We start from the raw sequence: 25471 nt of genomic DNA on the forward strand, positions 1-25471 counted from the left end.
GTCCGAATGTCTCCGCCACGCATCCCATCCTCCTCATCGTCATGAGGAAGCGAATCACGACAGGAACTCAGACGAAAGGGTTTTTCCGCATCCTGCTAGAGCCGACTTGCGTAAAACCAGACGCAGCCAGCTCTCGCTGAGTCTGTCCCACGAGCAGCTTCACGCCCAAAGGCGATTCCACCTTTGGTCGGTCTGCTCCAAGCGTGGCGGCCGCCCGGTGACATGTGCGCCGCGTCACTGAGACGCGGGCGGCCTTTGCCTTAAACCACTGCACGATTGCACTGGACCGGATGCGCCGGGCCGTGGCGGGGGCCAAACCGACCGAACCCGTCCGCGCCGCTGGTCTTTCTTGACATGCGTTCCCTATCGCCAGCCCCTGCACCCAGCCTTTGCGCTGTCGTCCGTGCGGGGGGACGAAACCGTTTTGCCGGATCGAAGGTTTCCACGATGTCCACGCCGCGCACCCCCGTCGCCCCGTCCTCGGCCGCCCCTCTCCGGCTCCGCCGGCTGGCTGTCGCCTTCCTGCCGCTGATGCTGGCGGCCTGCGCGCTGGACGGGGAAACCCCGGCCGACCCGGCCAAGACCCTGGTGATGCCGTCCAAGTGGGATGCCACGTCCACCCAGGGCGGCGTCGCGGATGGCACGACCAAGACGGTGGCCGTGACCACCGCCGCCGCCGCCTGGCCCAGCACCGACTGGTGGTCGGGTTTCAACTCCCCCGAACTGACCCAGTTGTTGGCCCAGGCGCGGGCCGACAACCCCGACCTGGGGGCCGCCGCCGCCCGTATCGCCCAGGCCGAGGCCCAGGCGGAAATCGCCGGCGCCCCCTTGTGGCCCAGCGTCCAGCTTGGGCTGGGCAGCACCCGCTCCGGCAGCCGTAACATGAAGGGCTCGGCCGCCCGCGGCCTGGCCTCCGTGCCGGCCAGCGACTATGCCAGCAATGTGCACCAGGCGTCGCTTTCCGCCAGCTATGAGATCGACTTCTGGGGCAAGAACCGCGCCAGCCGCGATTCCGCGCAATTCAGCCTGGACGCCAGCCGTTTCGATAACGAAACAGTTGCCCTGTCGCTCAGCAGCAATGTGGCGTCGACCTATTTCCAGATCCTGGCGCTGCGGGACCGCTTGGCGGTGGCGCGCGGCAACCTGGAAAATGCCGAGCATGTGCTGTCCTTGATCGAGGCTCGCGTGGCCGCCGGCGCCGACAGCCAGCTGGATCTGGTGCAGCAGAAATCCATCGTGGCCACCCAGCGCGCCGCCGTGCCGGCCCTGGAACAGCAGGAACGCACGCAGGTGAACGCCCTGGCCATCCTGCTGGGCCGGGCGCCGGAAGGCTTCACCGTCCAGGGCCGTGGCCTGGCCGACGTGCAGCCCCCGGCCCTGGGCACCGGCGTCCCGGCCGAACTGCTGACCCGCCGCCCCGACATCCGCTATGCCGAGGCGCAATTGGCCGCCGCCGGCGCCGACATAACGGTGGCGCGGACCCAGATGCTGCCGTCCGTCACCCTGAACGCCAGCACGGGTGTCGAGGCGGCGACCCTGGCCCATCTGGTGAACGCCCCCACCCTGCTGTTCAGCCTGGGTGGCAACCTGGCGCAGAGCCTGTTCTCCGGCGGGCGGCTGGAGGGCCAGGTGCGCCAGGCGGAAGGCCGGCATCGCGAACTGGCGGAGGATTACCGCAAGGCCGCCCTGTCCGCCCTGTCCGACGTGGAAAGCGCCGTCTACTCCATCGACCGCTACCAGGACCAGTACAGCCTGCAGAAGGACGCCGTGGCCCAAAGCCAGCGCGCTTTCGAACTGGCGGAGGACCGCTACAAGGGCGGCCTGACCGATCTGCAGACCCTGCTGGATACCCAGCGCACCCTGCTGTCCACTCAGGACACCCTCGCCCAGGTGAAGCTGTCGCGGGTGCAGGCCAGTGTCAGCCTGTTCAAGGCGCTGGGCGGCGGCTGGCAGGACGATGGCAGCAGCTTCCTGTCCCAGGCCAAGGCCGCGCGCTGATCGCCACCCGGCTCGAGTTCAAGGAGAACCCGCCCCGGCGCAGGCCAGGGCGGGTTTTCTTTTGCGCCTACGCCTGGGCCGCTTTCGTGGCGGCGCCGACATAATCCCACAGGCCCTGGTCGAAGGGCAGGCCGTGACCTTGCGGGTCGCGGTCCAGGGCCTTTTGCCATAGGCCGGCGGTGCGTTGCGCCACCGCCCCGTCCCCCTGGGTGAAGGCGGCCACCAGGCCCTGCCAGCGCCGGGCGGCCTCCTGGGCTTGCGGATCGGTGGCCGGAATGCCGGCCTGCCGCAAGGCCTGGATGTCGGCGATCAACTGGGTCCAGGCGCGGGCGCCCTCGGCCGCCGCCGCCTCACTGCCCCGGGGTGTCATCAGGGTGGCGCGTTCCTCGGCCGTGTAGTCCTCGGCCAGGACGGTGCGCAGGGTTTCAGGCATTGTGTTCATGTCCAATCTCCGGATCAAAGTGCACAGATCATCGACGGAGATCGGGGGGACGTCGGGACGGGACGTATCCGTGCGGGCCAGGGCCTGCTCCACCAGGTCCAGGCCGGCCTGGGCCGCCGCCAGCCGGCCGCGCCAGAGGGCGGCCTGCACCTCCAGCACGCGCCGCAGCGACGGGGTGTCGCCGGCCAGGACCCGGGCGATCTCGGCCAGCGACAGGCCCAGGGATTTCAGCGCCTGGATGATACCCAGGCGTTGGAACTCCCGGGGGCCATACAGCCGCCAGCCCTTGTCCGTGCGCGGCGGGTCCAGCAGGCCCCTGGCCTCATAGACCCGCAGCGCCCGGACGGTCAGCCCGGTGCGCATGGCCGCTTCCGCCGCCGTCAGCACCGGTTCCGCCATCCGCTTCCTGGCCATGCCGTTCGCCCTTGTGTGCACCGTTCGCCCCCGATCATCGTCGATAAGGGGACGGTGCGGGTATGACCCAAGGTCCGGCTCAAGAGGTTTTTTTTAAGGCCGGCGACCGCCGGCCCCGCAGTGAGCACCGTAGGGCGGAACAAGGATAAGCCAAAGGCGCGGATGCGCCTGCCGGCGTTTGAGGAAAAACTTAAAGATAATCCACGGTCAGCGGCGCATGGTCGCTGAAGCGCTGGTCCTTGTAGATGGCGGCCCGTTGGGCGGTGGCGGCCACGCCCGGCGTGGCGATCTGGTAATCGATGCGCCAGCCCACGTTCTTGGCCCAGGCCTGGCCCCGGTTGGACCACCATGTGTAGCCTTCCTCCCCCACCTCGGGGTATAGGCGGCGATAGACGTCGACCCAGCCCTGCTCATCGAACAGGCGAGACAGCCAGGCGCGCTCCTCCGGCAGGAAGCCCGAGTTCTTCAGGTTGCCCTTCCAGTTCTTCAGGTCGATCTCCTTGTGGGCGATGTTCCAGTCGCCGCAGATGATGACCTGGCGGCCCGCCTGGGCCAGGGCCGCCATGTGGGGCAGAAAGCGGTCCATGAAGGCGAACTTGGCGGCCTGCCGATGCTCCCCGCTGGAACCGGAGGGCAGGTAGACCGAGACGACGGACAGGTTGCCGAACACCGCCTCGACATAGCGGCCCTCGGCGTCGATGTCCTCGATCCCCAGGCCCACGATCACTTGGTCCGGCGCCTTGCGGCTGTAGAGGCCGACGCCGCTGTAACCTTTCTTTTCCGCGTATTGGAAAAACCCATGATAGGGGGCGCCGGCGGCGTCGCTGGGCGCCAGCATCAGGGGCGTCATGTCCTCAGCCTGGGCCTTCAGCTCCTGCACGCAGACGATGTCGGCGTCCTGGGCCGCCATCCACTCGAAGAAGCCCTTGGTGGTGGCGGAGCGGATGCCGTTCAGGTTGGCGGAGATGATGCGCATGCTGGGGCTTTCGTTGGTCGCGGGCAAAGAAAGAGGGGGCCCACGTGGGGCCCCCTCTCGGTAAACAAATCGGACGGGTTCAGCAACAGCGGCCGACCTTGCCGCTGTATCGCGCCTCCTGCCGTTCGCGGAAGAACGCCTCCCGCGACATGACCGGCTGGTCCGGATGGTTGAGGCGCCGATGCTCGACATAGCTGTCGTAGTCCGGCAACCCCACCATCAGGTTGGCCATGCGGGCCACCAGCTTGGCGAAGGGAAGGGCTTGCGCCTGCGCCGCCATCAGTCGTCCCCGGCGGCGATGGCGGCCCCACCCCCGAGGGAGACGGCACCGACCTCGTGCGTCGTGGCGCGCGGGTTGGCCAGGGCCTTGCGGATGTTCAGCAGGCCGAACACCAGCATGGAAACGACCACGGCCATGAACACCCCGCACAGGGTGGCGTCGACATAATCGTTGGTGATGACCCGGGCCATGGCCTCCGTCGTCTTGGCCGGGGCCAGGACCTTGCCGTCGGCCAGGGCGACCGAGAACTTCCTGGCGTGCGCCAGGAAACCCACGGCCGGGTTGTCATCGAACAGCTTCTGCCAGCCGGCGGTCAGCGTGCAGATGGCCAGCCAGGTGGTGGGCAGGATGGTGATCCAGGCGAACTTCTCCCGCTTCATCTTGAACAGGATGACCGTGCCCAGCATCAGGGCGATGGCCGCCAGCATCTGGTTGGAGATGCCGAACAGGGGCCACAGCGTGTTGATGCCACCCAACGGGTCGACCACGCCCTGGTACAGGAAATAGCCCCAACCGGCGACGGCGATGGCCGTGGCCAGCAGGTTGGCGCCCCAGCTCTGGGTGACGCGCAGGGCCGGCACCGCCGTGCCCAGCAGGTCCTGGATCATGAAGCGGGCTACGCGGGTGCCGGCGTCGACCGTGGTTAGGATGAACAGGGCCTCGAACAGGATGGCGAAGTGGTACCAGAAGGCGGTCATGGACTGGCCGCCGACCAGGTTGGACAGGATGGTGGACATGCCCACGGCCAGGGTGGGGGCGCCTCCTGCGCGGCTGAGGATGGTCGATTCGCCCACGTTCTTGGCCACCTGGGCCAGCTCGTCGGGCGTGATGGCGAAGCCCCAGTTGCCCACCACCTGCGCCGCCTGGTCCACCGTGGTGCCGATGACGCCGGCGGGGGTGTTCATGGCGAAATAGACGCCCGGGTGAAGCACGCAGGCCGAGATCAGGGCCATGATGGCCACGAAGCTTTCGGCCAGCATGGCGCCGTAGCCGATCATGCGGGCCTGGGTCTCCGTCTCCAGCATCTTGGGCGTGGTGCCGGAGGAAATCAGGGCGTGGAAGCCCGAGACCGAGCCGCAGGCGATGGTGATGAACAGGAAGGGGAACAGCTGGCCGGAGAAGACCGGGCCGCTGCCGTCGACGAAACGGCTGACCGCCGGCATGTGCAACTCGGGCATGACGATCAGGATGCCCACGGCCAGCGCGATGATGGTGCCGATCTTCAGGAAGGTTGACAGGTAGTCGCGCGGCGCCAGCAGCAGCCACACCGGCAGGACCGAGGCGATGAAGCCGTAACCGATCAGCATCAGGGCCAGCGTCTCACCCTTGAAGGTGAAGGCCGCGGCCCAGGCGGGATCCTCCGCCACCCACTGGCCGCCCATGATGCCCAGCAGCAGCAGGACCAGGCCGATGGCCGACATCTCGCCCACGCGGCCGGGGCGGATGAAACGGCCGTAGACGCCCATCAGCACGGCGATGGGCATGGTGGCGAAGACGGTGAAGGTGCCCCAGGGGCTGCCGGCCAGGGCCTTGACCACGATCAGCGCCAGCACGGCCAGCAGGATGATCATGATCAGCAGCACGCCGAACAGGGCGATGACGCCCGGCACCGTGCCCATCTCGGACTTGATCATGTCGCCCAGGGACCGGCCGTCGCGGCGGGTGGAGGCGAACAGGATGATGAAGTCCTGTACGGCGCCGGCGAAGACGACGCCGACCAGGATCCACAGGGTACCAGGCAGGTAGCCCATCTGCGCGGCCAGGACAGGACCCACCAGGGGGCCGGCGCCGGCGATGGCGGCGAAGTGGTGGCCGAACAGCACCCATTTGTCCGTGGGCACATAATCCAGGCCATCGTTATGGCGGATGGCCGGGGTGGCGCGCCCGCCGTCCAGCTTCAGGGCGACATTGGCGATGTACAGGCTGTAGAAGCGATAGGCGATGGTGTAGGTGCACAGCGCCGCCACAACCACCCACAGCGCGTTGATGCTTTCGCCGCGCGACAGCGCGACCACGCCCAGCGATCCGGCGCCGACAAGCGCCACGATCAGCCAGACGAGCCGTCCGGCGGTTCCGTTCATTCCGTTTCCTCCCAAGTATCCCACACCCCAGCCCGGGCGAAGGGGGTACCCCGAATTCTCTTAAACCGTGAACCTCTGTCCGGCACGCCGTGACGGGGGTCCAGACGGGGCTTTGCAGTGCCACGCCAGGGCTAACAGCCTTGATATTACAGGATCGTTTGCTGCTTGGACAGGGGCGGCCCTCAGGGTTTGGCACCCGTTGGGTGGTCCGTCTTTGTGCGCTGCAGTAAAGGATTTGTTCATAGTTAAGAGCGATAACAGGAGGGCAACTTGGTTGCGTTTTCCTCCCTTTTAAACTCGACCCCGGCGCCTTTGAGGCTGCCGGGGTTTTTTATTGCGCCGTGCGCTGGCGCCCTTTGCTGCGGTGGCGAGAAAACAAAAACGGCCCCGCCTGGCTGAGCAGGCGGGGCCGTTTTGCTTGTGCGCTGGTGTGGCTGGCGGCTCACTTGCCCTGGATGGTGATGGTGAGGGTGTCGGTGTAGCTGCCGGCGATGGCCTGGGCGTTGGCGGGGACGGTGACGGCGACGGTGGCGGTCTTGTTGAACTGGGCGGAGGAGCGGACGACGTTGACGCTGCTGCCGCTGGACTGGCCGTCGTAGATGGGGGTGTAGCTGATGGGCTGGGCGCCGGTGGCGTTGGACTTCAGGGTGCCGCCGTTGGCGGAGGTGACGCTGATCTGGTAGCCGGCGCCGTCGTTGCAAGTCTCGACCACGCTGCCGACGGTGACGGCGTTGGAGCCGGAGAGGATGTTCAGCTGGGCGCCGGCGTCGGTGACGGCCACGGTGCAGGTCTGGGCGACGGTGCTGTTCAGCTGGATGGTGCCCGAGGCGCTGGCGGCGGCGAAGGCGGGGGCGGCGGCCAGGGAAGCGACGGCGATCAGGGCGGCGGCGGCGAAGCGGGTCATGACGGTGGTTCCTATCGGTTCGGCTGGGCTTGTTGCCCGTTTGCTTGATGGGAGAGGTAACAGCAAACGGGGGGCCAGAACCGGGACCGCGCCGGGCTTATTTGTTAACGCATTGATAAGGTTAATATATCTTATCAATGCCGGCCGGGCTTGTCGGGCGCGGCAGCCCAACCCTTGCGTTCCGCAGTGGGTGGAAGGTCAGGAACGCAAGCGAATCAATGCATTAGGATTTGCCGTTCGCCAGGGTCGGCCCGGACGCACGAAAGGGCGCCCCGGCCGGGGGCGCCCCTTTGGCACGACGAAGAAGGGGTCGGCTTACTTGCCGGCGATGGTGATGGTCAGGGTGTCGGCGTAGCTGCCGGCGATGGCCTGGGCGTTGGCCGGGACGGTCACGGACACGGCGGCGGTCTTGTTGAACTGGGCGCCGGAGCGGGTGACGGCGAAGCTGGAGCCCGAGCCGCTGGTGCCGTCGTAGGACGTGGTGTAGCTGATGGCCTGGGCGCCGGTGGCGCTGGACTTCAGGGTGCCGTTGTTGGCCGAGGCGACGGTGATGGTGTAGCCGGCGCCGTCGTTGCAGTTCTCGACCACGCTGCCGACCGCCACGTTGCTGGAGCCGGACAGGATGTTCAGGGTGGCGCCGGCATCGGTCACCGCCACGGTGCAGGTCTGCGCGACGGTGCCGCTGAGCCGGATGCTGCCCGACGTGTCGGCCAGGGCCGGGGCGGAGATCAGGGCGGCGACAAGGGCGGAGGCGGCGGCAATGCGGCGGATCATGGCGGTAAGTCCTATCGGTTCGGGGTGGGCTTTGCCCATTTGGTTCATGTCCCGTTATAAGCACGAGGCATGCCAATTTTCACCGAATCGCCATGAATGTATTAATTTCAATTAACTAACATGATGCATCGCGTGGGTGTCGCGGTGCTGTCCTACGATGCGATGCAGAATTTCACCTTTTGCACTGCGATACGCATCGCGCCTTTTGAATAGTTCGGTGACCAAAGCATTGCATAATGCAAACAATCCTCGAACCCCAACCTGGCTTCCTCATTACGCAGCCTTATGGACTTCGTTGGGTGAACCACTTGGTCGCTGATTGATTCATCTCAAGGACGCTGAGCGCGGGCTTCGGTACCTCAACGGCACTGCCCGTCTCGACAGGCGCCAGGGAGGAGAACGCCCATGACCATCACCGCCGATGTTCTCGCCGCGCCGCTCTCTTCCCCTCAGGCGGGGCCAGGCGGTTCCGGTTCGGCCGGTTCCGGTTCGGGCGGTTTGGGCAGCGAACTGATGGGCTATCTGCTCATCGCCTATGCCATGGGGTCTGCCGCTCGGCGCGAGGGACATAGCCTTTTGTCTAATCCCTTCGAGGCAACCGACCCGCTTGGCTCTTTAGGTGATGTCGCGGATGCCGACGCCTGGCGGGACGGCTGGTTGAGCGGAGGATAGGAATAGAGCAACCATCTGCGAAGTATGGGATATTTCCCTATGGCGGCGGCCCTGCCCATTCCACTTTCCGCACCGGCCTGCCCCTTTTGGCGGCCCCGGATGGCGAAAGGGGGGAAGATGGCGGATGACAAGGGCACCACGTACCCCTAAGCTATATCTCTTAGCATTTGATTTGGATTATGCTGACCGTGACAGCCCAAGGGTTTCACCCCCGGGCGGCCGGTCCGGCGAACGGCCCGGGTTTCAAGAGCCGACCCCGCGGGGGTGCCGCATGCGCGGGCACCGCCGAGGCTGTTAAGGAGTAGGGAAGCTATGGTGTTGTCTAGGCGCGGGGGCGAGCCGCCCAAACCCGGTGAATGGATGGAAGAGGTGAAGCTGCCCAAGCGTCGCCTGCTGGTCCACGCCATCCACCAGCGGGCGGGTCATCCGCCCCATGTCGAATTCCTGGTCGATGGTCGCGCCAGTGATCGCCTGAGCCTTGCGCTTGAGGTGGTTTTGGACAGCGACCGGTTCCGTCGCATGGGTGTGTCGCAGAACGCCGCCTGATGCGCGTGAAACGGTAGGACCGACGACAGCCGGGCCGGCAACGGCCCGGCTGTCGTGTTTTCAGCTACCGTATTTCAGGGCTTGGGGGCTGCCCGGCGATCCAGGCCGCCGCCGCCGCGACGGCGGCCTCCGCGCCCTGGTACAGGCCGTGGGTGCCGACCCTGCCCCGGGCGGTGATCGCCGGGTCCACCAGCATCAGATTGGCGCCCAGGCCGAAATCCTCCACCATCTGTCCCGCCGGGTCGCGCCAGGCGCCGTCCTCGCTGCGTGTGACGGGGCCGTGGGCCCGTGTGCGCTCCAGCAGGCTGTCGGCCGTTTCGGTGTAGGCGAACACCGGCCGCCCCAGCGCCGTGGCGTAGCCCATCTCATAGGCTGTGCCATCGTCGGCGGAGGGGCCCCGGAAGGGGCTGGCGTTGGCCAGCACCAGGTCCGTCTCCCGAATCAGCGCCAGGTTGGCGGCGCGGATGCGGGCGGCGTGTGCCGCCGGCGGCTCCCCAGGGGTGGCGGCGACCGCGCCATCCAGGGGAAAGACGCCGACGATGCCATGTCGCGCGCACACGGCGCGCAGCACTTCGGCCGCGGCACCCGGGTCGGGCAGGAACACCTCCGGCCCCGCCAGGTAGGCCCGCCATACTTTCTTGTCGACCCGCACGTCCCCGTCCCCCATCCGACCGATCCTCACTTGCCTAGGGCCTGGCCGGCCAGCGCCGTCGGTGACAGGTCGACGCGGAACAGCTCCAGCCCCGGCTCGCCCGGGCCGGCGTCGCTGAGGTTGGGGTAGTTGGTCAGCAGTGGGGCGGCCTTGGCGTTGGTGTCGTACAGCACCGTCACCGGCGCTGCGATGGGGGCGAAACCCCAGCTGTGGTTGGTCTTGGGCATCAGCGTGCCGACGCCGCGCAGATGGTCGGCGATGATCTCCTGGATCGTCTCCGTCCCGGAATAGACGATATTTTTGCCATCCAGGCCGGGGAAGTTGCCGCCGCCGTTGGCGCGGTAGTTGTTGGTGACGACGATGAATTCGTCATCGTCCTTCACCGGCCGGCCCTCATAGCGCAGGTCGACGATGCGGTGGTTGTCGCCGGGCAGCGGCTTGCCATCGCCCCCGAAGCGGGGTGCCTGGGTCAGGTCGACCCGCCAGGTGACGCCATCGATGACATCGAAGTCGAAGCTGGGAACAGCGCGGTTCACCAGCATCTGCGCTTCCTTCTTGGCCGGATCGATGCGGTTGAACACGCGCGCCGCCATTTCCAGCCAATCCCGCACCTGGGCGCCCGTCACCTTCACCGCCGCGACGGTGTTGGGATAGAGGTAGAGGTCGGCCACGTTGCGCAGGCTGATCTGCCCGGCGGCCACGTCGGTGAAATAGTCGGGTCCCGGCTTGCCGCCGGCCTTGAACGGGGCCGCGGCCGACAGGATGGGTAGCCCGGCGTAGGGGCCGCCCGCCAGGGCCTTGGCCACATAGGCGCGCTGGGCGTCGGACACGATGTCCAGGGCCGGCTGGTCGGCGATGAAGGCGAAATAGGTCTCGATGCGGCCGGTGCTCTTGCCCACGGGCTGGCGCACATAGTCCAGCGTGGCCTGGTGCGCGGCCTGGGCCAGGGCCGCCACCTGCGCGTCCGGTTCCACCAGGGGGGTGGCCTTGCCATTCACCCGCGTCAGCACGGCGCGGGTTTCGGCATGGCCGCCGACCACGATCCAGCCACCCTTGCCGTCATGGGCCTTGGGATCGGCGGACAGGATCAGGTCGATCACGCCCAGATGGTCGCCGAAGAATCCGGCCATGACCACCGGCTTGCCATGGATCAGGCCGTGAGGGATGTCGGCGTCCGGCAGGTTGGCATAATCGGCACCGGGGAAGACGCGGTGGGAATGGCCGGTGACGACGGCGTCCACCTCGGGGATGGCGGCAACCGCGACGCCGGCGTTCTCCGCCATCTTCTGGTAGGGCGCGCCCGACAGGCCGCTGTGCGTCACCACCACCACCACGTCGGCCCCCTGGGCCTTCAGGTCGCGGGCCGTCTTGGCCGCCACGTCCACGATGTCGGCGGTGGTGACCTTGCCCTCCAGCTTGTCCTTGTCCCACAGCACGATCTGGGGCGTCAGCACGCCGACCACGCCCACCCGCACCGTGTGCTTGGCGCCGGTGCCGTCGGTGAACTGCCGGTCCAGGATGACGCCGGCGGGGAACAGCGGCTGGCCATCCTCCACCCGGTTCACGTTGCCGGCCAGCACGGGGTACTTGGCCTCCTTCTCCGCCGCGACGGCGTAATCCAGGCCGAAGTTGAATTCATGGTTGCCCATGACGGCGGCGTCATAGCCCAGGGCGTTCATGGCGGCGATGATGGGCTGGAACTTGCCCGGCCCCAGGCCCTGGACGCGGGCCACATAGTCGCCCATGGGCGTACCCTGGATCAGGTCGCCGGCATCCACCAGCAGGGTGTTGGGCTTTTCCGCGCGCGCCTTGCGGATCAGGCTGGCCACCCGCACCAGGCCGACGCCCGGGTCCGGCCTGTCGGCGTAGTAATCGTAATCCATGAGGTTCATGTGCAGGTCGGTCGTCGACAGGATCTGCACGTCGATCTGCTCGGGCCGGGCCTCCTGCGCCGTCGCGGTCACGGCCCCGATCAGCATGCTACCGGTCAACAGCAGGGCGGCCAGGCGGCGGCGGGCGGGCATGGCGGGGCGTCCTTCATCGGCGTCGGGGAAATGGCGGGGCCGGCGTCCGGCCCCCGCCCTGGCTTTACAGGCGCGCTGTTACATCAAGATGATCGGCGCCCGCCTTGATGTAGGTCGCTCAGCGATCTTTGACATAGGCTTGGCCGGCCGCCTTGGGCGGGATGGACTTGCCGACGAAGCCGGCCAGCAGCAGCACGGTCAGGATGTAGGGCAGCACTTCGATGATCTGCACCGGCACCGCGCCGACCACCGGCAGGGCCACCCCCTGCAAACGGGCCTGCAAGGCGTCGGTGGCGGCGAACAGCAGGCAGCCCGCCAGGGTGGGATAGGGCCGCCACTTGCCCAGGATCAGGGCAGCCAGCGCCAGGTATCCCTTGCCGGCGGTCATGTTCTCCTGAAAGCCGGCGCCCTGTGCGATGGAGAGATAGGCGCCGGCGACACCGCATAGGGCGCCGGTGATCAGCACGGCGCGATAGCGCAGCCAGGGCACGGAAATGCCGGCGGTGTCCACGGCGGCCGGGTTTTCCCCCACCGCCCGCAGGCGCAGGCCGAAGCGGGTGCGGTAGGCGACCCATGAGGTGAGGGGCACGGCCAGGACCGCCAGGTAGACCAGCAGGTTCTGTCCGCCCACGACCTCACCATAAAGGCGGCCCAGCAGGGGCACGCCGCGCAGGGCGTCGGTCAGGGGGAAATGCAGGCCCAGGAAACGCTGCGTGCCGTCCAGCGACGGGGTGCGGCCGCCCAGGTCGAACCAGGCGTTGGCCAGCACGGCGGTCAGGCCGGCGGCGATGGTGTTGATGGCGACGCCGGCCACGACCTGGTCGCCGCGATGGGTGATGCAGGCGAAGCCGTGCACCAGGGCCAGCACCAGCGATGCCGCGATGGCGGCCGCCAGGCCCGCCCAAGGCGACCCGGTGGCGGTGGCGGTGGCGGCGGCGGCGAAGGCGCCGGTCAGCATCTTGCCCTCCAGGCCGATGTCGACCACGCCGGCGCGCTCGGAATAGAAGCCGGCCAGTGCCGCCAGCACCAGCGGTGTCGCCAGGCGCACGGTGCTGGCCAGCAGCGACACGATCCACAGGGCGGTATCGTCCATGATCTCTTCCCCCGGATCTTTAAGCGCGCTGGCCGGCGGCGGCCGGGGCCTTGGGCTTCAACAGGCGCAGCAGCGCCGGGCGGAACATATGCTCCAGCGCGCCGGAGAACAGGATGACCACGCCCTGGATGACGACCACCAGGCGCGGGCTGATCTCATTGTATTCGAACGACAGCTCGGCCCCGCCCTGGTACAGGGCGCCGAACAGCAGCGACGACAGGACGATGCCCACCGGGTGCCCCCGGCCCATCAGGGCCACGGCGATGCCGGTGAAGCCCATGCCGGCCTGGAAGTTCAGGGTGATGCGGTGCTGCACCCCCTGCAGCTCGTTGATGCCGACCAGGCCGGCCAGCGCGCCGGAAATGGCCATGGCGACGACGATGGTGGTGCGGGCGTTCATGCCGGCATAGCGCGCCGCCGCCTCGTTGGCGCCCACCGTGCGCATCTGGAAACCCCAGCGGGTGTGCCAGATCAGGAACCAGACCCCACCGGCGCAGAGCAGCGCCAGGATCAGCGACAGGTTCAGGGGCAGGGTGGGGGTGCGATACCCCAGGGCGGCCGCGATCTCCTTCACCGCCGGCAGGAAGGTGCTCTCGGCGAACTCCCGGCTTTCCGGCGCCATCTGGCCATGCTCGATCAGCGGCCCGCCCAGCAGGTAGACCATCAGGGCGCTGGCCAGGAAGTTGAACATGATGGTGGTGATGACGATGTGGCTGCCGCGATAGGCCTGCAGATACCCCGGGACCAGGCCCCACACCGCGCCGAACAGGGCGCCCGCCAGCACCGCCACCGGCAACACCGCGTACCAGGGCCAGCCGCTCAAGGCCAGGCACACCAGGCCGGTGCCCAGGCCGCCGACATAGGCCTGGCCCTCGCCGCCGATGTTGAACAGGCCGGCATGGTTGGCGATGGCCACGGCCAGGCCGGTGAAGATCAGGCTGGTGGCGTAATAAAGGGTGTAGCTGAGGCCCGTGCCGCTGCCCACCGCGCCCTTGACCATGAAGGCCAGCGCGGAAACGGGGTCCTGGCCGATGGCCAGGATGACCAGGGATGACACCACCAGGGCGGCGCCCAGGTTGATGGCCGGCAGCAGGGCCAGCGTGGCCCAGCGCGGCAGGCCGTCGGAATTGGTTGACGCGCTCATGCCGCACCGTCCCGGCGCGATGGAGCGTGGCCATGCAGGCCGGATTCAATGCGCTTCAACTCGGCCTCTATGTCCTGTTCGTATTCTTGCTGGGCACGTTGGCGCTCCGCTTCCCGACGTGCGGCATCGAATGCCTCATAGCGCTGTTCCACCACCTGCTGCATGCGGTCGTGGCTGACGCTGCCGGCGTGGGCCAGCACAGGTCGATCCGTGAATTTCAAATAGTCATCCACGAAACGCCCCCAGTCGGCCATGGTCGTCTGCTGTCGCCGCTGCGCCCGATCAACTGCCAGGTCAAGGAAGGCAGAGACCAGGCGGTTCAGTTCCCGCACCTCGGTGTCCGCTAGATAGTTCTTGGCGGTGGCGACGTCGACCTTGCGCACACGATCACCGGACCAGGCGGTCAGGCCCATGTTCGCCTTGGCGGGGTCAGCGCGGCTGACGATCAGTTCCGCCGCCGTGTGGCTGGTCACAGCCCACAGCATCTTGTTCTGAATGCTCTGAAAGAAACGACGGGCCGTCTCCGCCTTCCCGTCGTAGTCTGCGGCGGTGGCGAACAGATCCCTGACTTTTTGATAGAAGCGCTTCTCCGAGGCCCGGATGGCCTGGATGCGTTCCAGCAGTTCGTCGAAATAGTCGAAGCCTTCCGATGGCTCCGCCAGCCGGCGATCATCGATGGCGAAGCCTTTGACCAGATAGTCCTTAAGCACGCTGTTGGCCCAGCGGCGGAACTGGCTGCCGCGCGGGCTGCGCACGCGGAAGCCGACCGCCAGGATCACCTCCAGTCCGTACAGGGTGACCTTACGACGGACTTGCCGATCGCCTTCGGTTTGAACTTGTAAGTAATCCTTACAGGTTCCCTCCCGCGCAACCTCTTCACTGGCGAAGATGGCACGAACGTGCTGGGTGACGTTTTGAGGTGTTGTCTGGAATAGCTCCGCCATGCCGGCTTGGCTAAGCCAGACCGTGCCCCCGTCAATGGCCAGGCGGACTTGGGCCCGGCCGTCCTCGGTATTGTAGAGAATGAATTCGCCGCTCATACCGCCTGTCCACCCGCTTCGGCGCGCGGCTGTTCCATATCGTCGGTGATGCCGGCCATCAGGCGGCCGATCAATCCCTCGGTCGCGTCTTCGGCCGCCAGCTCGCCGGTGATGGCGCCGTCGCACATCACCAGGATGCGGTCGGACAGGGCCATAATCTCCTCCAACTCGGCGGAGACCAGCAGGATGGCCTTGCCGGCGTCGCGCATGGCCAGCAGGCGGCGATGGATGAACTCGATGGCGCCGATGTCAACGCCCCGGGTGGGCTGGCCCACCAGCAGCACGTTGGGGTCGCGCTCCATCTCCCGGCCCAGCACCAGCTTCTGCTGGTTGCCGCCAGAAAAGAGCGAGGTGCGTAGGGATGGCTGGCGGGGGCGGACGTCCCAATCCTCCATCAGGCGGGCGGTGGCGGCGGCCACCCGCTTCCAGTTAAGGCGCGGGCCGTCAGCCATGGCCGGGTCGTCCTGATAGCCCAGCAGGGCGTTCTGGAAGGCGGGGAAGGGCTTCACCACCGCGCGGCGCAGGCGATCCTCCGGCACATGGGCGATGCCCTGGCGCCGGGCCTGGGCCGGGTCCATGGGGGCCTCCGGCGTCACGTCACGGCCATTGATGTGGAAGCGGCCGCGCTGGAACGGCGTCATGCCCGACAGCGCCTCCAGCAATTCCGACTGGCCGTTGCCGGCCACGCCGGCCACGCCCACGATCTCCCCGGCCCGCACGCGGAAGGTGGCGCCCTTCAGGCGCTCCACCCCCCGCTCGTCGATCACGCTCAGGTCCTCCACCGTCAGCAGCGGCGCGCCCGCGGGCGCCCCCAGCCGGCGGACGACGGGGTTGGCGCGGCGGCCCACCATGGCTTCGGCCAGCGCGGCCTCGCTGGTGTCCCGGGTGTCGAAGTTGGCCACCACCGCCCCCTGGCGCAGCACCGACACGGCGTCGGTGATGGCCATGATCTCCTTCAGCTTGTGGGTGATCATCAGGATGGTGCGGCCCTGGGCGCGCAGCGCGTCCAGGATGCGGAACAGGTCCTGCACCTCCGGGGGCGACAGCACGGCCGTCGGCTCATCCAGGATCAGCACCTGGGCGCCGCGATAAAGCGCCTTCAGGATTTCCACCCGCTGTTGCACGCCCACGTTCAGGTCGGCGACCTTGGTGTCCAGCGGCACGTCCAGGCGATAGGCTTTCTCCAGCCGCTCCACCTCCGCCCGGGCCTTGCGGATGCCGTCCTTCAGCAGGGCGCCGCCCTCGGCCCCCAGCATCAGGTTTTCCAGCACGGTGAACTCCTCCACCAGCATGAAGTGCTGGTGGACCATGCCGATGCCCAGGTTGATGGCGTCCTTGGGCTCGCGGATGCGCGCCTCGGCGCCGTTCACCAGGATCTGCCCCTCATCGGCCTGGTAGAAGCCGTAGAGGATGCTCATCAAGGTGGACTTGCCGGCGCCGTTCTCCCCCACCAGGCCATGGATGGACCCGGCGCGGATGCGCAGGCTCACGGCCTTGTTGGCGTGGACGGGGCCGAAGCGCTTGTCGATGCCCACCAGTTCCACGGCCCAGGGGCCCGGCGGCGGCGGGGAAGTCGGGGGGGGAACGGTCTGCGACACGGGGCGGCTGGTCTCTAGATCAGGGGGGCAATAGGCGGCCCCGAGGCGTGGCGGGGCGGCGTCAGTACTTGCAGCCGTTGGTTTCGTCGTAATTGGCGACCTTGCGGGTTCCAGCCTGGATTTCCGCCGAGGCCGCGTCCAGTTCCGCCTTCATCTCCGGCGTCACCAGCTTGGCATTGTTCTCATCCAGCGCCCAGCCCACGCCGTCCTCCTTCAGGCCCAGCGTGCGCACGCCGGGTTGCCAGGTGCCGTCCTGCGCCGCCTTGATGGCGTTGTAGGCGGCCACGTCCACCCGCTTGACCATGGAGGTCAGGACGGAGCCCGGGAACAGATGGTTCTGGTTGCTGTCGACACCGATGGACAGTTTGCCGGCATCCTTGGCCGCCTGCAGCACGCCGATGCCGCTTTGCCCGGCGGCGGCGAACACCACGTCCACGCCCCTGTCGAACTGGCTCTTGGCCAATTCGCCGCCGCGCGTGGGGTCCGACCAGGCGGCGGGCGTGGTGCCCACCATGTTGGTGATGACATGGTCGTCCGGGGCCACGGCCTTCACCCCCTGCTCATAGCCGCAGGCGAATCGGCGGATCAGGGGGATGTCCATGCCGCCGACGAAGCCCACCGTGTGGGTCTTGCTGCTCAAGGCCGCCAGCATGCCCACCAGATACGATCCCTCCTGCTCGGAGAACAGGATGGACTGGACGTTGGGCAGCTTCACCACGCCGTCGATCAGGGTGAACTTGATCTCCGGGAATTCCTTGGCGACCTTGGCCACCGCCGGCGCCTGGCTGAAGCCCACGGCCAGGATGATGTCGGCGCCATGCTCCGCCAGGCGGCGCAGATACTGCTCGCGCTGGACGTCGTTGCTGATCTCCAGCGCCTTGTAGGTGACGCCCGTCTCACGGCGGAAACGCTCGATTCCCGTCAGGACGCCTTCGTTGAAGGACTTGTCGTACTTGCCGCCATAATCGAAGACCACGCCGGGAAAGAAGGCGGCATCCGCTTTGGGGGCGGACAAGGCGCAGCTCAACAGGGCGGCCGCCGCCAACGCCGCGCGGATCGCTCTACTCATGAAGGGTCCCTGCCTCCCTTGGGGCATACTCGATTGACGGGCGGCGAACGGGAAGGCCGCACCGCTTGCTCGACCTGAAACCTAGTCCATTTCCCAAGCTCCCGGCAAGCCGGGGGGCGCAAGGGGGCACGGCACCCTGGCTGATCCTGACCAAATGGTCAAGATAGGGCGGCGCGGCCGTGGGCGCCATCTGCGGTTGCGCCGGCCGCTGACGCGAGGGTTGCGGCCGCTTGCGACACTTTCATGACGGGCTGGCCGGGTGGGGTTTTCCGGGTTGACAGGCCCCCGCCGGCAGGCACTCTGCCGCCCGCTTGCGCCATTTCTCCGTGGCGCGCCCTTGCCCGCCAGCCGTCGAGATCCCACCCATGATCCGGTTCAGCCCTGTTCCCGAGGCCACCCGCCGCGCCCTGCTGAAGACCTTCGGCGCGACCGCGGCCACGGCCTTCCTGCTGCCGTCGTCCATGGGCTCGGCCCTGGCGCAGGCGGCGTTCAGCAACGATCCGTTCTCGCTGGGCGTGGCCTCCGGCGACCCGCTGCCCGACGGCTTCGTGCTGTGGACCCGGCTGGCGCCCGATCCGCTGGCGTTCGGCTACGGCATGCCCAAGCGGCCGGTGGAGGTGGATTGGCAGGTGGCGACGGACGACCGCATGCGCACCATCGTGCAGAGCGGGACCGAGGTGGCGCGGCCGGAACTGGGCCATGCCGTCCATGTCGAGGTCGGTGGCCTGGAACCGGGCCGGGATTATTACTACCGCTTCACCGTGGGGGCGGAGCGCAGCATGGTGGCCCGCGCCCGCACCGCCCCGGCCCTGGGGGCCAAGGTGGACCGCGTGCGCCTGGGCATGGTCGGCTGCCAGAATTACGAGGACGGCTATTACACCGCCTTCCGCCATTTGGCGGAGGAACGGCCGGACTTCGTCTTCCACTATGGCGACTACATCTACGAAAACCGGGTGCGGACGCATGAGAGCAGCCGCTATGGCGGCCTGGCCATCCCCACCCCCCGGCAGCATCTGGGCGATGAGCCCTATTCGCTGGATGAGTACCGCCGCCGCTACGCCCAGTACACCATGGACCTGGACCTGCAGTTGGCCCGCGCCGCCTGCCCGTGGATGGTGACCTGGGACGACCATGAGGTCGACAACAACTGGACGGGCGCCACCGACGGCGCCGGCATCGCGCCGCCGGAATATTTCCTGCTGCGCCGCGCGGCGGCGGCCCAGGCGTATTACGAGCACATGCCCTTGCGCCGCGCCTCCTGGCCCAAGGGCCCGGACATGCAGATTTACCGCCGCCTGGCTTTCGGCAACCTGATCGACCTGCACCTGCTGGACACGCGGCAGTTCCGCACCGACCAGCCCTGCGGCGACGGCTTCAAGCCCGCCTGCGAGGGTCAGGACGATGACGATGCCCAGGTGATGGGGGAGGAGCAGGAGCGCTGGCTGTTCGAGGGGTTGGACCGTGGCCGCGCCCGCTGGAACATCATCGGCCAGCAGGTGATGATGATGACCATGAACCGCGAGCCCTGGCACGGCCCCATCTACAACATGGACAGCTGGGAAGGTTATCACGAGCCGCGCCAGCGCCTGCTGCGCCACATCGCTGACCGCCGCCTGAACAACGTGGTGGTGCTGACGGGGGATGAGCACCAGAATTTCGTCGGCGACCTCAAGGCCGACTACCGCAGCGACAAGGCCCCCATCGTCGCCACCGAGTTCGTCGGCACCTCCATCAGCTCCGGCGGCGACGGCGCCGACAAGCGGCCCCGCCAGGAGGAGATCCAGCGCGGCAACCCGCACATCCGCTTCATGAACGACCAGCGCGGCTATCTGATGTGCGACATCGGCCATGACAAGCTGACGGCCAACTTCCGCGTCATGGACCGCGTCAGCACCCCCGGCGGCGCCATCAGCACCCGTGCCAGCTTCGTGGTCGAACCGGGCAAGCCGGGGGCGAAGTCGGCGTGATAAGCGGGTTGGCGCCTGCCATAGGTTGCGCGGGTCCCGGCCGTTGAGGTAGGGTCCGCCTCCTCGGGGCTCGGTGAACGGGCCTCAAATCTCTCTTCTCTGGAGGCAGGAATGCGCGTTGGTGCGAACTGCCCCGTTCACGGGGTTTAAGCCGCCCCCACGTTTTCCCCGTGGTGCCGGCTTTCTTGGAAGGATCAAACCATCCGTGACGGGATGGATGGCCTTCTGGTGGCATGCCCGATTGGTGCTGCCACCCAGGTTCAGCCCGGTATTGAGAAGAGACCATGGGCACTTCTGTCATTTATGAGCGCGGGCCCCGGGCCCGCGTGATCGCGTCCGACTCCACCTGGATGGAGGGCGAAGCCCTGCGCCAGTTGGATGCCACGGCCGCCCTGCCCGGCATGCGCCTGGCCGTTGGCATGCCGGATCTGCACCCCGGCAAGGGATCGCCAGTGGGGGCGGCCTTTCTGTCCGAGGACGTTTTATATCCGTCGCTGGTGGGCAGCGACATCGGCTGCGGCATGGCGCTGTGGGCAACCGACCATCCCGTGCGCAAGGCCCGGCCGGACCGCTTGGCGGCGCGGTTGGACGGGCTGGACCAACCGTGGGACGGCGACACCACCGCTTGGTTGGCGGATCGGGGGCTGGCCGCCACCGACCACGACGACGCCCTCGGCACCCCCGGGCGCGGCAACCATTTCATCGAGGTGCAGCAGGTGCACCAGACCCGCGACGCGGCGGCGCTGGCTGCCCTGGGCATCAAGGAAGATCGGTTGTGCCTGTTGGTCCATACCGGCTCGCGCGGGGTGGGGGAGGCGGTGCTGCGCCGTCATGCCGAGCGCTTCGGCGCCACCGGCGTTGCCCACGGCTCGGCCGAAGGCCAGGCCTATCTGGCGCAGCATGACGATGCCGTCCGCTGGGCCAGGGCCAACCGCGACCTGTGTGCCCACCGCACGCTGGCCGCCCTGGGGGTGGACGGCCGGCCAGTGCTGGATGTCTGCCACAACAGCGTGACGGCGGCGGTGATGGACGGTTGCCGCTGTTGGCTGCATCGCAAGGGGGCGGCACCTGCCGACCAGGGGCCAGTCGTTATCCCCGGGTCGCGCGGAGACCTTAGCATCCTGGTCCAGCCCATCGCGGGCCGGGACCAGGCGTTATGGTCCCTGGCCCATGGCGCTGGACGCAAGCTGGCCCGGCATGAGGCCAAGGGCAAGCTGAAGGGCCGATATCGGCGGGAAGATCTGGCGCATACCCCCTTCGGTGGCCGTGTCGTCTGTGGTGATGAACTGCTGCTGTGGGAGGAGGCGCCCGATTGTTACAAGGACGTGGGCGCCGTCGTCGCCGACCTTGAGGCGGCTGGCTTGTTGACCGTCATCGCCACCTTGCGGCCGCTGGTGACGTTCAAGACCTCGCACGGGGCCCGGGACGAAACAAAGGGGGCGCAAGGCGACTGGCGGCGCGACCGCCGGGCCGCCCGCGCCGCCAAGTGGGGTCAACAATGACGTGGCTGCTGTTCACAGCCGGCCGTGGTCCTGGCGAATGCCAGGTCGCGGTGGCGGGGCTGCTGCGCGTGTTGGTGGCGGAGGCCGCCGATGCGGGGCTGCGGGCCGAGGTGCTGGAGACGGAGGCCGGCCCCCACGGTCCCCTCTCCGCTCTGGTGGCCCTCGATGGGACCGGCGTGGAGGGCTATGCCCGCACCTGGGAGGGCAGCGTGCGCTGGACTTGCCCCAGTCCGCTGCGTTCCGGCTGGGGGCGCAAGAACTGGTATGTCGGCGTGTCCCGCCTGGCGCCGCCACCGGCCTCGGCCGGCCTACGGGAGGCGGATCTGCGGGTGGAGGCCTGCCGCGCTTCCGGCCCCGGCGGCCAGCATGTCAACAAGACCAGCTCCGCCGTGCGCGTCACCCACCTGCCCACGGGCCTGGCGGTCTTCGCGCAGGAGGAACGGTCGCAACACCGCAACCGGGCGCTGGCCATGGCCCGGCTGGCGGCGGCGCTGGCCGACCGCGACCGCCAGGCGGGCGAGGCGGCGGACCGGGAGCGATGGGCCCGGCACGATGCCCTGGAACGGGGCAATGAGGTCCGGGCCTATGAGGGGGAGCGGTTCCGGCGGGTACGATGAGAACGGGGGCGGCCTTACGCCGCCTCCACCCTCAGCGCCGTGCCATCCAGGCCCACCACCCGCACGGTTGCGCCCGCCGGCAGGCCGTCGGGGCCGTGGACCAGCCAGGCGCCGTCGTCCAGGCGGGCGCGGCCCTGGCCGTTGACGATGGCGGTTTCCAGGGTGACGATGCGGCCCAGGTAGAGGGCGCCGCGTTCGTTCAGCCGCTCGGGCGGGGCCTGCGTGGCGGGGCTGCCACGGCCCAGCCAGCGGCGGGTGACGACCAGCAAGGCGGCCGCGAGGACGGCGAACAGCACCACCTGGGCCACCAGGGGCAGGGCGGGGACCAGGAACAGCACGCACCCCACCAGCACGGCCGCCACCCCCAGCCACAGCAGGCCGACGCCAGGGGTGATCATTTCCACCAGGGCCAGGGCGACGCCCGCCGCCCACCAGTGCCAGGCGTGGGCCGTCCATGCGGTGAAGTCGGGCATGGCCTACTCCTCAGCTCTCGGGCGTTGCCCACGGGCCACCGGTCGGCGGTGCCGAGGGTGGGGCGGGCGGCGGATCGGTCCGGCGGGGCGGGGCGCTGGGGCGGGCCTGGTTGGCGGGCGCGCCGGCGAAGCTGTCCTTGGCCAGTTCGGCGATGCCGCCCAGGGCGCCCAGGATGCCGGTCGATTCCATGGGCATGAACAGGATTTTCTGGTTGGGGCTGGCGGCGAAGCCCTTCAGCGCGTCGACATAGCGCTGGGCGATGAAGTAGTTCACGGCCTGCACGCTGCCGCCGGCGATCGCCTCCGATACCACGCGGGTGGCGGTGGCCTCCGCCTCCGCCAGGCGCACGCGGGCCTCCGCCTCGCGGAAGGCGGCCTCCTTCTTGCCATCGGCCTGCAAGATGGCGGATTGCTTTTCGCCCTCCGCCCGCAGGATGGCGGATTGGCGCAGGCCTTCCGCCTCCAGGATCAGGGCGCGACGTTCCCGTTCCGCCTTCATCTGGCGGGCCATGCTGTCCACCAGGTCGCGCGGCGGCTGGATGTCGCGGATTTCCACGCGGGTGATCTTCACGCCCCAGGGGTGGGTGGCGGCGTCGACCACGGTCAGCAGGCGGGCGTTGATGGCGTCGCGCTGCGACAGCAGCTCGTCCAAATCCATGGAGCCCATGACCGTGCGCAGGTTGGTCATGGTCAGGTTCAGCACGGCGCTGTCCAGGTTGCGCACCTCATAGCTGGCCTTGGCGGCGTCCAGCACCTGGAAGAACAGCACGCCGTCCACCGTGACCATGGCGTTGTCCTTGGTGATGATCTCCTGCGACGGCACGTCCAGCACCACCTCCTGCATGGTCTGCCGGGCGCCGATGCGGTCGAAGAACGGGACGATGATGGCCAGGCCGGGCTTCAGGGTGCGGGTATACCGCCCGAACCGCTCCACCGTGTATTCCATGCCCTGGGGCACGGTCTTGATGCCGCTGTAGACAAGAACGATGGCGAAGGCCAGGACGGCCAAGGCGAACACGCCGAAAGGCGACAAGGCGTCTCTCCCCACTTGTTGGTGGCGCGGGGGAACCGCCGCGCCGGCCCCCCCTTTGCCGCGCATCATGCCATAAGGCGGGTGCCGCCGCCCGGGATTTGTCCCGAGGGTTGTGCCCTGGCGCTGTCGTCCTCGAACGGCCCACTCTTCGCGGTCTATCCGCGCAATGCCGCGATGTTGGCCTGGTAGCGGCCAGGCCCGTCCTGGAACACGGCGGAGCCCGCGACCAGCACCTCCGCCCCCGCCTGCGCGCACAGGCGCGCCGTCTCATGGTTCACGCCGCCGTCGACCTCGATCTGGATGGGCCGGCGGCCGATCAGGGCGCGCAGGGCCTGGATCTTTGGGATCATGGCGGGGATGAAGGACTGGCCGCCGAAGCCGGGGTTTACCGTCATGACCAGCACCAGGTCCAGCCGGTCCAGGACATAGGCGACGGCGCTTTCCGGCGTGGAGGGGTTCAGCGCCACCCCGGCCTTTTTGCCCAGGGCGCGGATGCGCTCCAGCGTGCGGTCCAGGTGGGTGGTGGCCTCCGCCTGCACGGTGATGATGTCGGCCCCGGCCTGGGCGAAGGCCTCCAGATAGGGATCGACCGGGCTGATCATCAGATGCACGTCGAAGGGGCGGTCGGTATGGGGGCGCAGCGCCTTCACCACGGTGGGGCCGATGGTGATGTTGGGCACGAAATGGCCGTCCATGACATCGACATGGATGTAGTCGGCCCCCGCCGCCGCGATGGCCCGCACCTCGGCGCCCAGGCTGGCGAAGTCGGCGGACAGGATGCTGGGGGCGATCAGCGGCTGGGTCATGATGGCGTCTCCCGATCCGAGGCGCCGGCAAACACCCGGCTGGCCAGGATGTCCTCCGCCTCGATCAGCGTCAGGTCGTCCACGGACAGCGCGCCATCCTCCCGCTGGAACAGGCGGCTGGCCTGACGCAGGCGGGCGCGGTCCAGGGCGTTGCGGATGGACCGGCCGTTGGCGAAGTGGGGTTGGCCCCGGCGCAGGGCGATATATTGGGCGAACACAGCCTTGGCCCGGGGGCTGAAGCGATAGTTCATGCTCTCCAGTTGCCGCTCCCCGATTTCCAGCAGCTCTTCCTCGCCATAGTCGGGGAAGTCGATATGGTGGGCCACGCGGGAGCGGAAGCCGGGGTTGGCCTGAAAGAAGCGGTCCATGCGGTCGGCATAGCCGGCCAGGATGACGACCAGGTCGTCGCGCTGGTTCTCCATGACCTGCAGCAGGATCTCGATGGCCTCCTGGCCATAGTCGCGCTCGTTCTCCGGCCGGTAGAGGTAATAGGCCTCGTCGATGAACAGCACGCCGCCGGCGGCGCGCTTCAGCACCTCCTTCGTCTTGGGCGCGGTGTGGCCGATGTACTGGCCCACCAGATCATCGCGGGTGACGGTCACCAGGTGCCCGCGCCGGACATAGCCCAGCCGGTGCAGGATGGCGGCCATCTTCAGCGCCAGGGTGGTCTTGCCCGTGCCGGGGTTGCCGGTGAAGCTCATGTGCAGGGTGGGGGCGCCCACCGCCAGGCCGAAGCGCTGGCGCGCCCTGTCCACCAGCAGCAGGGCGGCGATCTCGCGCAGCCGCCCCTTGATGGGGGCCAGACCCACCATCTCCCGGTCCAACTGGTCGAAGATTTCCGGCAGGCCGGAGGCTTCGAAGTCGGCGCGCAAATCCACGGCACCGGGGGCCGCCGGGGCCGCGGCGGCCCCCGGCGGGACGGCTTTCAACGGGAGGGGGGAGGCCATCACGAATACCGCTCCCCTTCCGGCAATTGGGCGGCATAGGCGCGGGTGCTGTAGCGCACGCGCCGCCCGTCATGTTCCTGCCGTTCCAGGCCGAAGCCGGGCTCGTTGGCCGGCCGGTTGGCGATGAAGGACAGGCGCACGCTCTCCCATCCGTGGCTGGCGTCGAAGCCGGAGATGCGGATGTAGCGGTCGCCATAGACCTTGCGGCAGGAGGCCAGTTCCCCCATCACCCCGGCGGCGTCGCGGATGTCGAACATGGGCATGCCCCACATGTCCCAGTAGGTGTTGCGGGGGTGGGGGTCGTCCGTGAATTCGATGTTCACCGCCCAGCCGTTGTCGATGCAGTACTGCACCTGGGCCGTGATCTGCTCGTCCGTCAGGTCGGGCAGGAAGGAGAAGGTTCCTTGGGTGACGCGCAT

At 68.2% G+C, this 25471-nt stretch carries 24 protein-coding genes; 6 read left to right on the forward strand and 18 right to left on the reverse strand.

Going from position 1 to position 25471, the window contains the following annotated elements; translation table 11 throughout:
• Positions 1–447 precede the first annotated feature (447 nt).
• Positions 448–1998, forward strand: a complete 1551-nt coding sequence (locus tag FBZ90_RS00005) for an efflux transporter outer membrane subunit (RefSeq protein WP_145728784.1) — start codon at positions 448–450, stop codon at positions 1996–1998.
• A 67-nt stretch (positions 1999–2065) separates the two neighbouring features.
• On the opposite strand, the gene FBZ90_RS28040 is transcribed toward FBZ90_RS00005, so the two are convergent.
• The 6 genes from FBZ90_RS28040 to FBZ90_RS00035 form a co-directional block, all read right to left on the reverse strand.
• Positions 2066–2854, reverse strand: coding sequence for a MerR family transcriptional regulator (locus tag FBZ90_RS28040; RefSeq protein WP_211101861.1), 789 nt, complete (start codon positions 2852–2854; stop codon positions 2066–2068).
• Between the two features lie 190 nt (positions 2855–3044).
• Complete coding sequence (locus tag FBZ90_RS00015; RefSeq protein WP_145728786.1) at positions 3045–3830, reverse strand: exodeoxyribonuclease III; 786 nt, start codon at positions 3828–3830, stop codon at positions 3045–3047.
• Positions 3831–3909: 79 nt separating this feature from the next.
• Positions 3910–4110, reverse strand: a complete 201-nt coding sequence (locus tag FBZ90_RS00020) for a YbdD/YjiX family protein (protein ID WP_145728788.1) — start codon at positions 4108–4110, stop codon at positions 3910–3912.
• Positions 4110–6191, reverse strand: coding sequence for a carbon starvation CstA family protein (locus FBZ90_RS00025; protein WP_145728790.1), 2082 nt, complete (start codon positions 6189–6191; stop codon positions 4110–4112). The genes FBZ90_RS00020 and FBZ90_RS00025 overlap by 1 nt, the downstream gene beginning before the upstream one ends.
• Positions 6192–6633: 442 nt before the next feature.
• A complete protein-coding gene (locus FBZ90_RS00030; RefSeq protein ID WP_145728792.1) occupies positions 6634–7095 on the reverse strand; it encodes a spore coat protein U domain-containing protein in 462 nt (153 codons plus the stop codon).
• 315 nt (positions 7096–7410) lie between these two features.
• Entirely contained in the window at positions 7411–7869 is a 459-nt protein-coding gene (locus FBZ90_RS00035; RefSeq protein WP_145728794.1) for a Csu type fimbrial protein, read from the reverse strand.
• 405 nt (positions 7870–8274) lie between these two features.
• Here FBZ90_RS00035 and FBZ90_RS00040 point away from each other — a divergent pair, with 405 nt between their 5' ends.
• Positions 8275–8541, forward strand: coding sequence for a hypothetical protein (locus FBZ90_RS00040; protein ID WP_145728795.1), 267 nt, complete (start codon positions 8275–8277; stop codon positions 8539–8541).
• Between the two features lie 312 nt (positions 8542–8853).
• Positions 8854–9087 carry a hypothetical protein gene (locus FBZ90_RS00045; protein WP_145728797.1) on the forward strand — a complete coding sequence of 78 codons (234 nt, stop codon included), beginning with the start codon at positions 8854–8856 and terminating at the stop codon, positions 9085–9087.
• Positions 9088–9151: 64 nt separating this feature from the next.
• Here the strand turns inward: FBZ90_RS00045 and FBZ90_RS00050 are convergent, their stop codons facing one another.
• The 7 genes from FBZ90_RS00050 to FBZ90_RS00080 all read right to left on the reverse strand — a co-directional run bounded on the left by FBZ90_RS00050 (position 9152) and on the right by FBZ90_RS00080 (position 17707).
• Positions 9152–9754 carry a nucleoside 2-deoxyribosyltransferase gene (locus FBZ90_RS00050; protein ID WP_145728799.1) on the reverse strand — a complete coding sequence of 201 codons (603 nt, stop codon included), beginning with the start codon at positions 9752–9754 and terminating at the stop codon, positions 9152–9154.
• Between the two features lie 11 nt (positions 9755–9765).
• The gene (locus FBZ90_RS00055) at positions 9766–11763 is read right to left on the reverse strand and encodes a bifunctional 2',3'-cyclic-nucleotide 2'-phosphodiesterase/3'-nucleotidase (RefSeq protein ID WP_145728801.1); all 1998 of its coding nucleotides are present in this window, start codon (positions 11761–11763) and stop codon (positions 9766–9768) included.
• Between the two features lie 118 nt (positions 11764–11881).
• A complete protein-coding gene (locus FBZ90_RS00060) occupies positions 11882–12856 on the reverse strand; it encodes an ABC transporter permease (RefSeq protein WP_145728803.1) in 975 nt (324 codons plus the stop codon).
• Positions 12857–12875: 19 nt separating this feature from the next.
• The gene (locus tag FBZ90_RS00065) at positions 12876–14000 is read right to left on the reverse strand and encodes an ABC transporter permease (RefSeq protein WP_145728805.1); all 1125 of its coding nucleotides are present in this window, start codon (positions 13998–14000) and stop codon (positions 12876–12878) included.
• Positions 13997–15040: a virulence RhuM family protein gene (locus FBZ90_RS00070; protein ID WP_145728807.1), complete on the reverse strand. Its 1044-nt coding sequence runs from the start codon at positions 15038–15040 to the stop codon at positions 13997–13999. Before FBZ90_RS00070 ends, FBZ90_RS00065 begins: the two co-directional genes overlap by 4 nt.
• The gene (locus tag FBZ90_RS00075; RefSeq protein ID WP_145728809.1) at positions 15037–16638 is read right to left on the reverse strand and encodes an ABC transporter ATP-binding protein; all 1602 of its coding nucleotides are present in this window, start codon (positions 16636–16638) and stop codon (positions 15037–15039) included. Before FBZ90_RS00075 ends, FBZ90_RS00070 begins: the two co-directional genes overlap by 4 nt.
• A 61-nt stretch (positions 16639–16699) precedes the next feature.
• A complete protein-coding gene (locus FBZ90_RS00080; RefSeq protein WP_186455515.1) occupies positions 16700–17707 on the reverse strand; it encodes a BMP family lipoprotein in 1008 nt (335 codons plus the stop codon).
• A gap of 365 nt (positions 17708–18072) precedes the next feature.
• Between FBZ90_RS00080 and FBZ90_RS00085 the strand changes: the two genes are divergently transcribed.
• The 3 genes from FBZ90_RS00085 to prfH all read left to right on the forward strand — a co-directional run bounded on the left by FBZ90_RS00085 (position 18073) and on the right by prfH (position 21793).
• The gene (locus tag FBZ90_RS00085) at positions 18073–19674 is read left to right on the forward strand and encodes an alkaline phosphatase D family protein (protein WP_145728811.1); all 1602 of its coding nucleotides are present in this window, start codon (positions 18073–18075) and stop codon (positions 19672–19674) included.
• Positions 19675–19958: 284 nt separating this feature from the next.
• Positions 19959–21176, forward strand: a complete 1218-nt coding sequence (locus tag FBZ90_RS00090; RefSeq protein ID WP_145728813.1) for an RNA ligase RtcB family protein — start codon at positions 19959–19961, stop codon at positions 21174–21176.
• On the forward strand, positions 21173–21793 hold the full coding sequence (gene prfH, locus FBZ90_RS00095) for a peptide chain release factor H (protein ID WP_145728815.1): 621 nt from the start codon (positions 21173–21175) through the stop codon (positions 21791–21793). The genes FBZ90_RS00090 and prfH overlap by 4 nt, the downstream gene beginning before the upstream one ends.
• 14 nt (positions 21794–21807) lie before the next feature.
• Here prfH and FBZ90_RS00100 read toward each other — a convergent pair whose 3' ends face one another.
• The 5 genes from FBZ90_RS00100 to FBZ90_RS00120 all read right to left on the reverse strand — a co-directional run bounded on the left by FBZ90_RS00100 (position 21808) and on the right by FBZ90_RS00120 (position 25471).
• The gene (locus FBZ90_RS00100; protein ID WP_145728817.1) at positions 21808–22266 is read right to left on the reverse strand and encodes an NfeD family protein; all 459 of its coding nucleotides are present in this window, start codon (positions 22264–22266) and stop codon (positions 21808–21810) included.
• A gap of 10 nt (positions 22267–22276) precedes the next feature.
• Positions 22277–23299 (reverse strand): SPFH domain-containing protein, encoded by a 1023-nt coding sequence (locus FBZ90_RS00105; RefSeq protein WP_246130065.1) that lies wholly within the window; start codon positions 23297–23299, stop codon positions 22277–22279.
• Positions 23300–23454: 155 nt separating this feature from the next.
• A complete protein-coding gene (rpe, locus tag FBZ90_RS00110) occupies positions 23455–24105 on the reverse strand; it encodes a ribulose-phosphate 3-epimerase (protein ID WP_145728819.1) in 651 nt (216 codons plus the stop codon).
• Positions 24102–25052, reverse strand: coding sequence for a CbbX protein (gene cbbX / locus FBZ90_RS00115; RefSeq protein ID WP_145728821.1), 951 nt, complete (start codon positions 25050–25052; stop codon positions 24102–24104). Before cbbX ends, rpe begins: the two co-directional genes overlap by 4 nt.
• Positions 25052–25471, reverse strand: coding sequence for a ribulose bisphosphate carboxylase small subunit (locus FBZ90_RS00120; RefSeq protein ID WP_145728823.1), 420 nt, complete (start codon positions 25469–25471; stop codon positions 25052–25054). The genes cbbX and FBZ90_RS00120 overlap by 1 nt, the downstream gene beginning before the upstream one ends.

Origin of the sequence: Nitrospirillum pindoramense, assembly GCF_007827955.1 — a bacterium.
Taxonomy (GTDB): Bacteria; Pseudomonadota; Alphaproteobacteria; order Azospirillales; family Azospirillaceae; genus Nitrospirillum; species Nitrospirillum amazonense_B.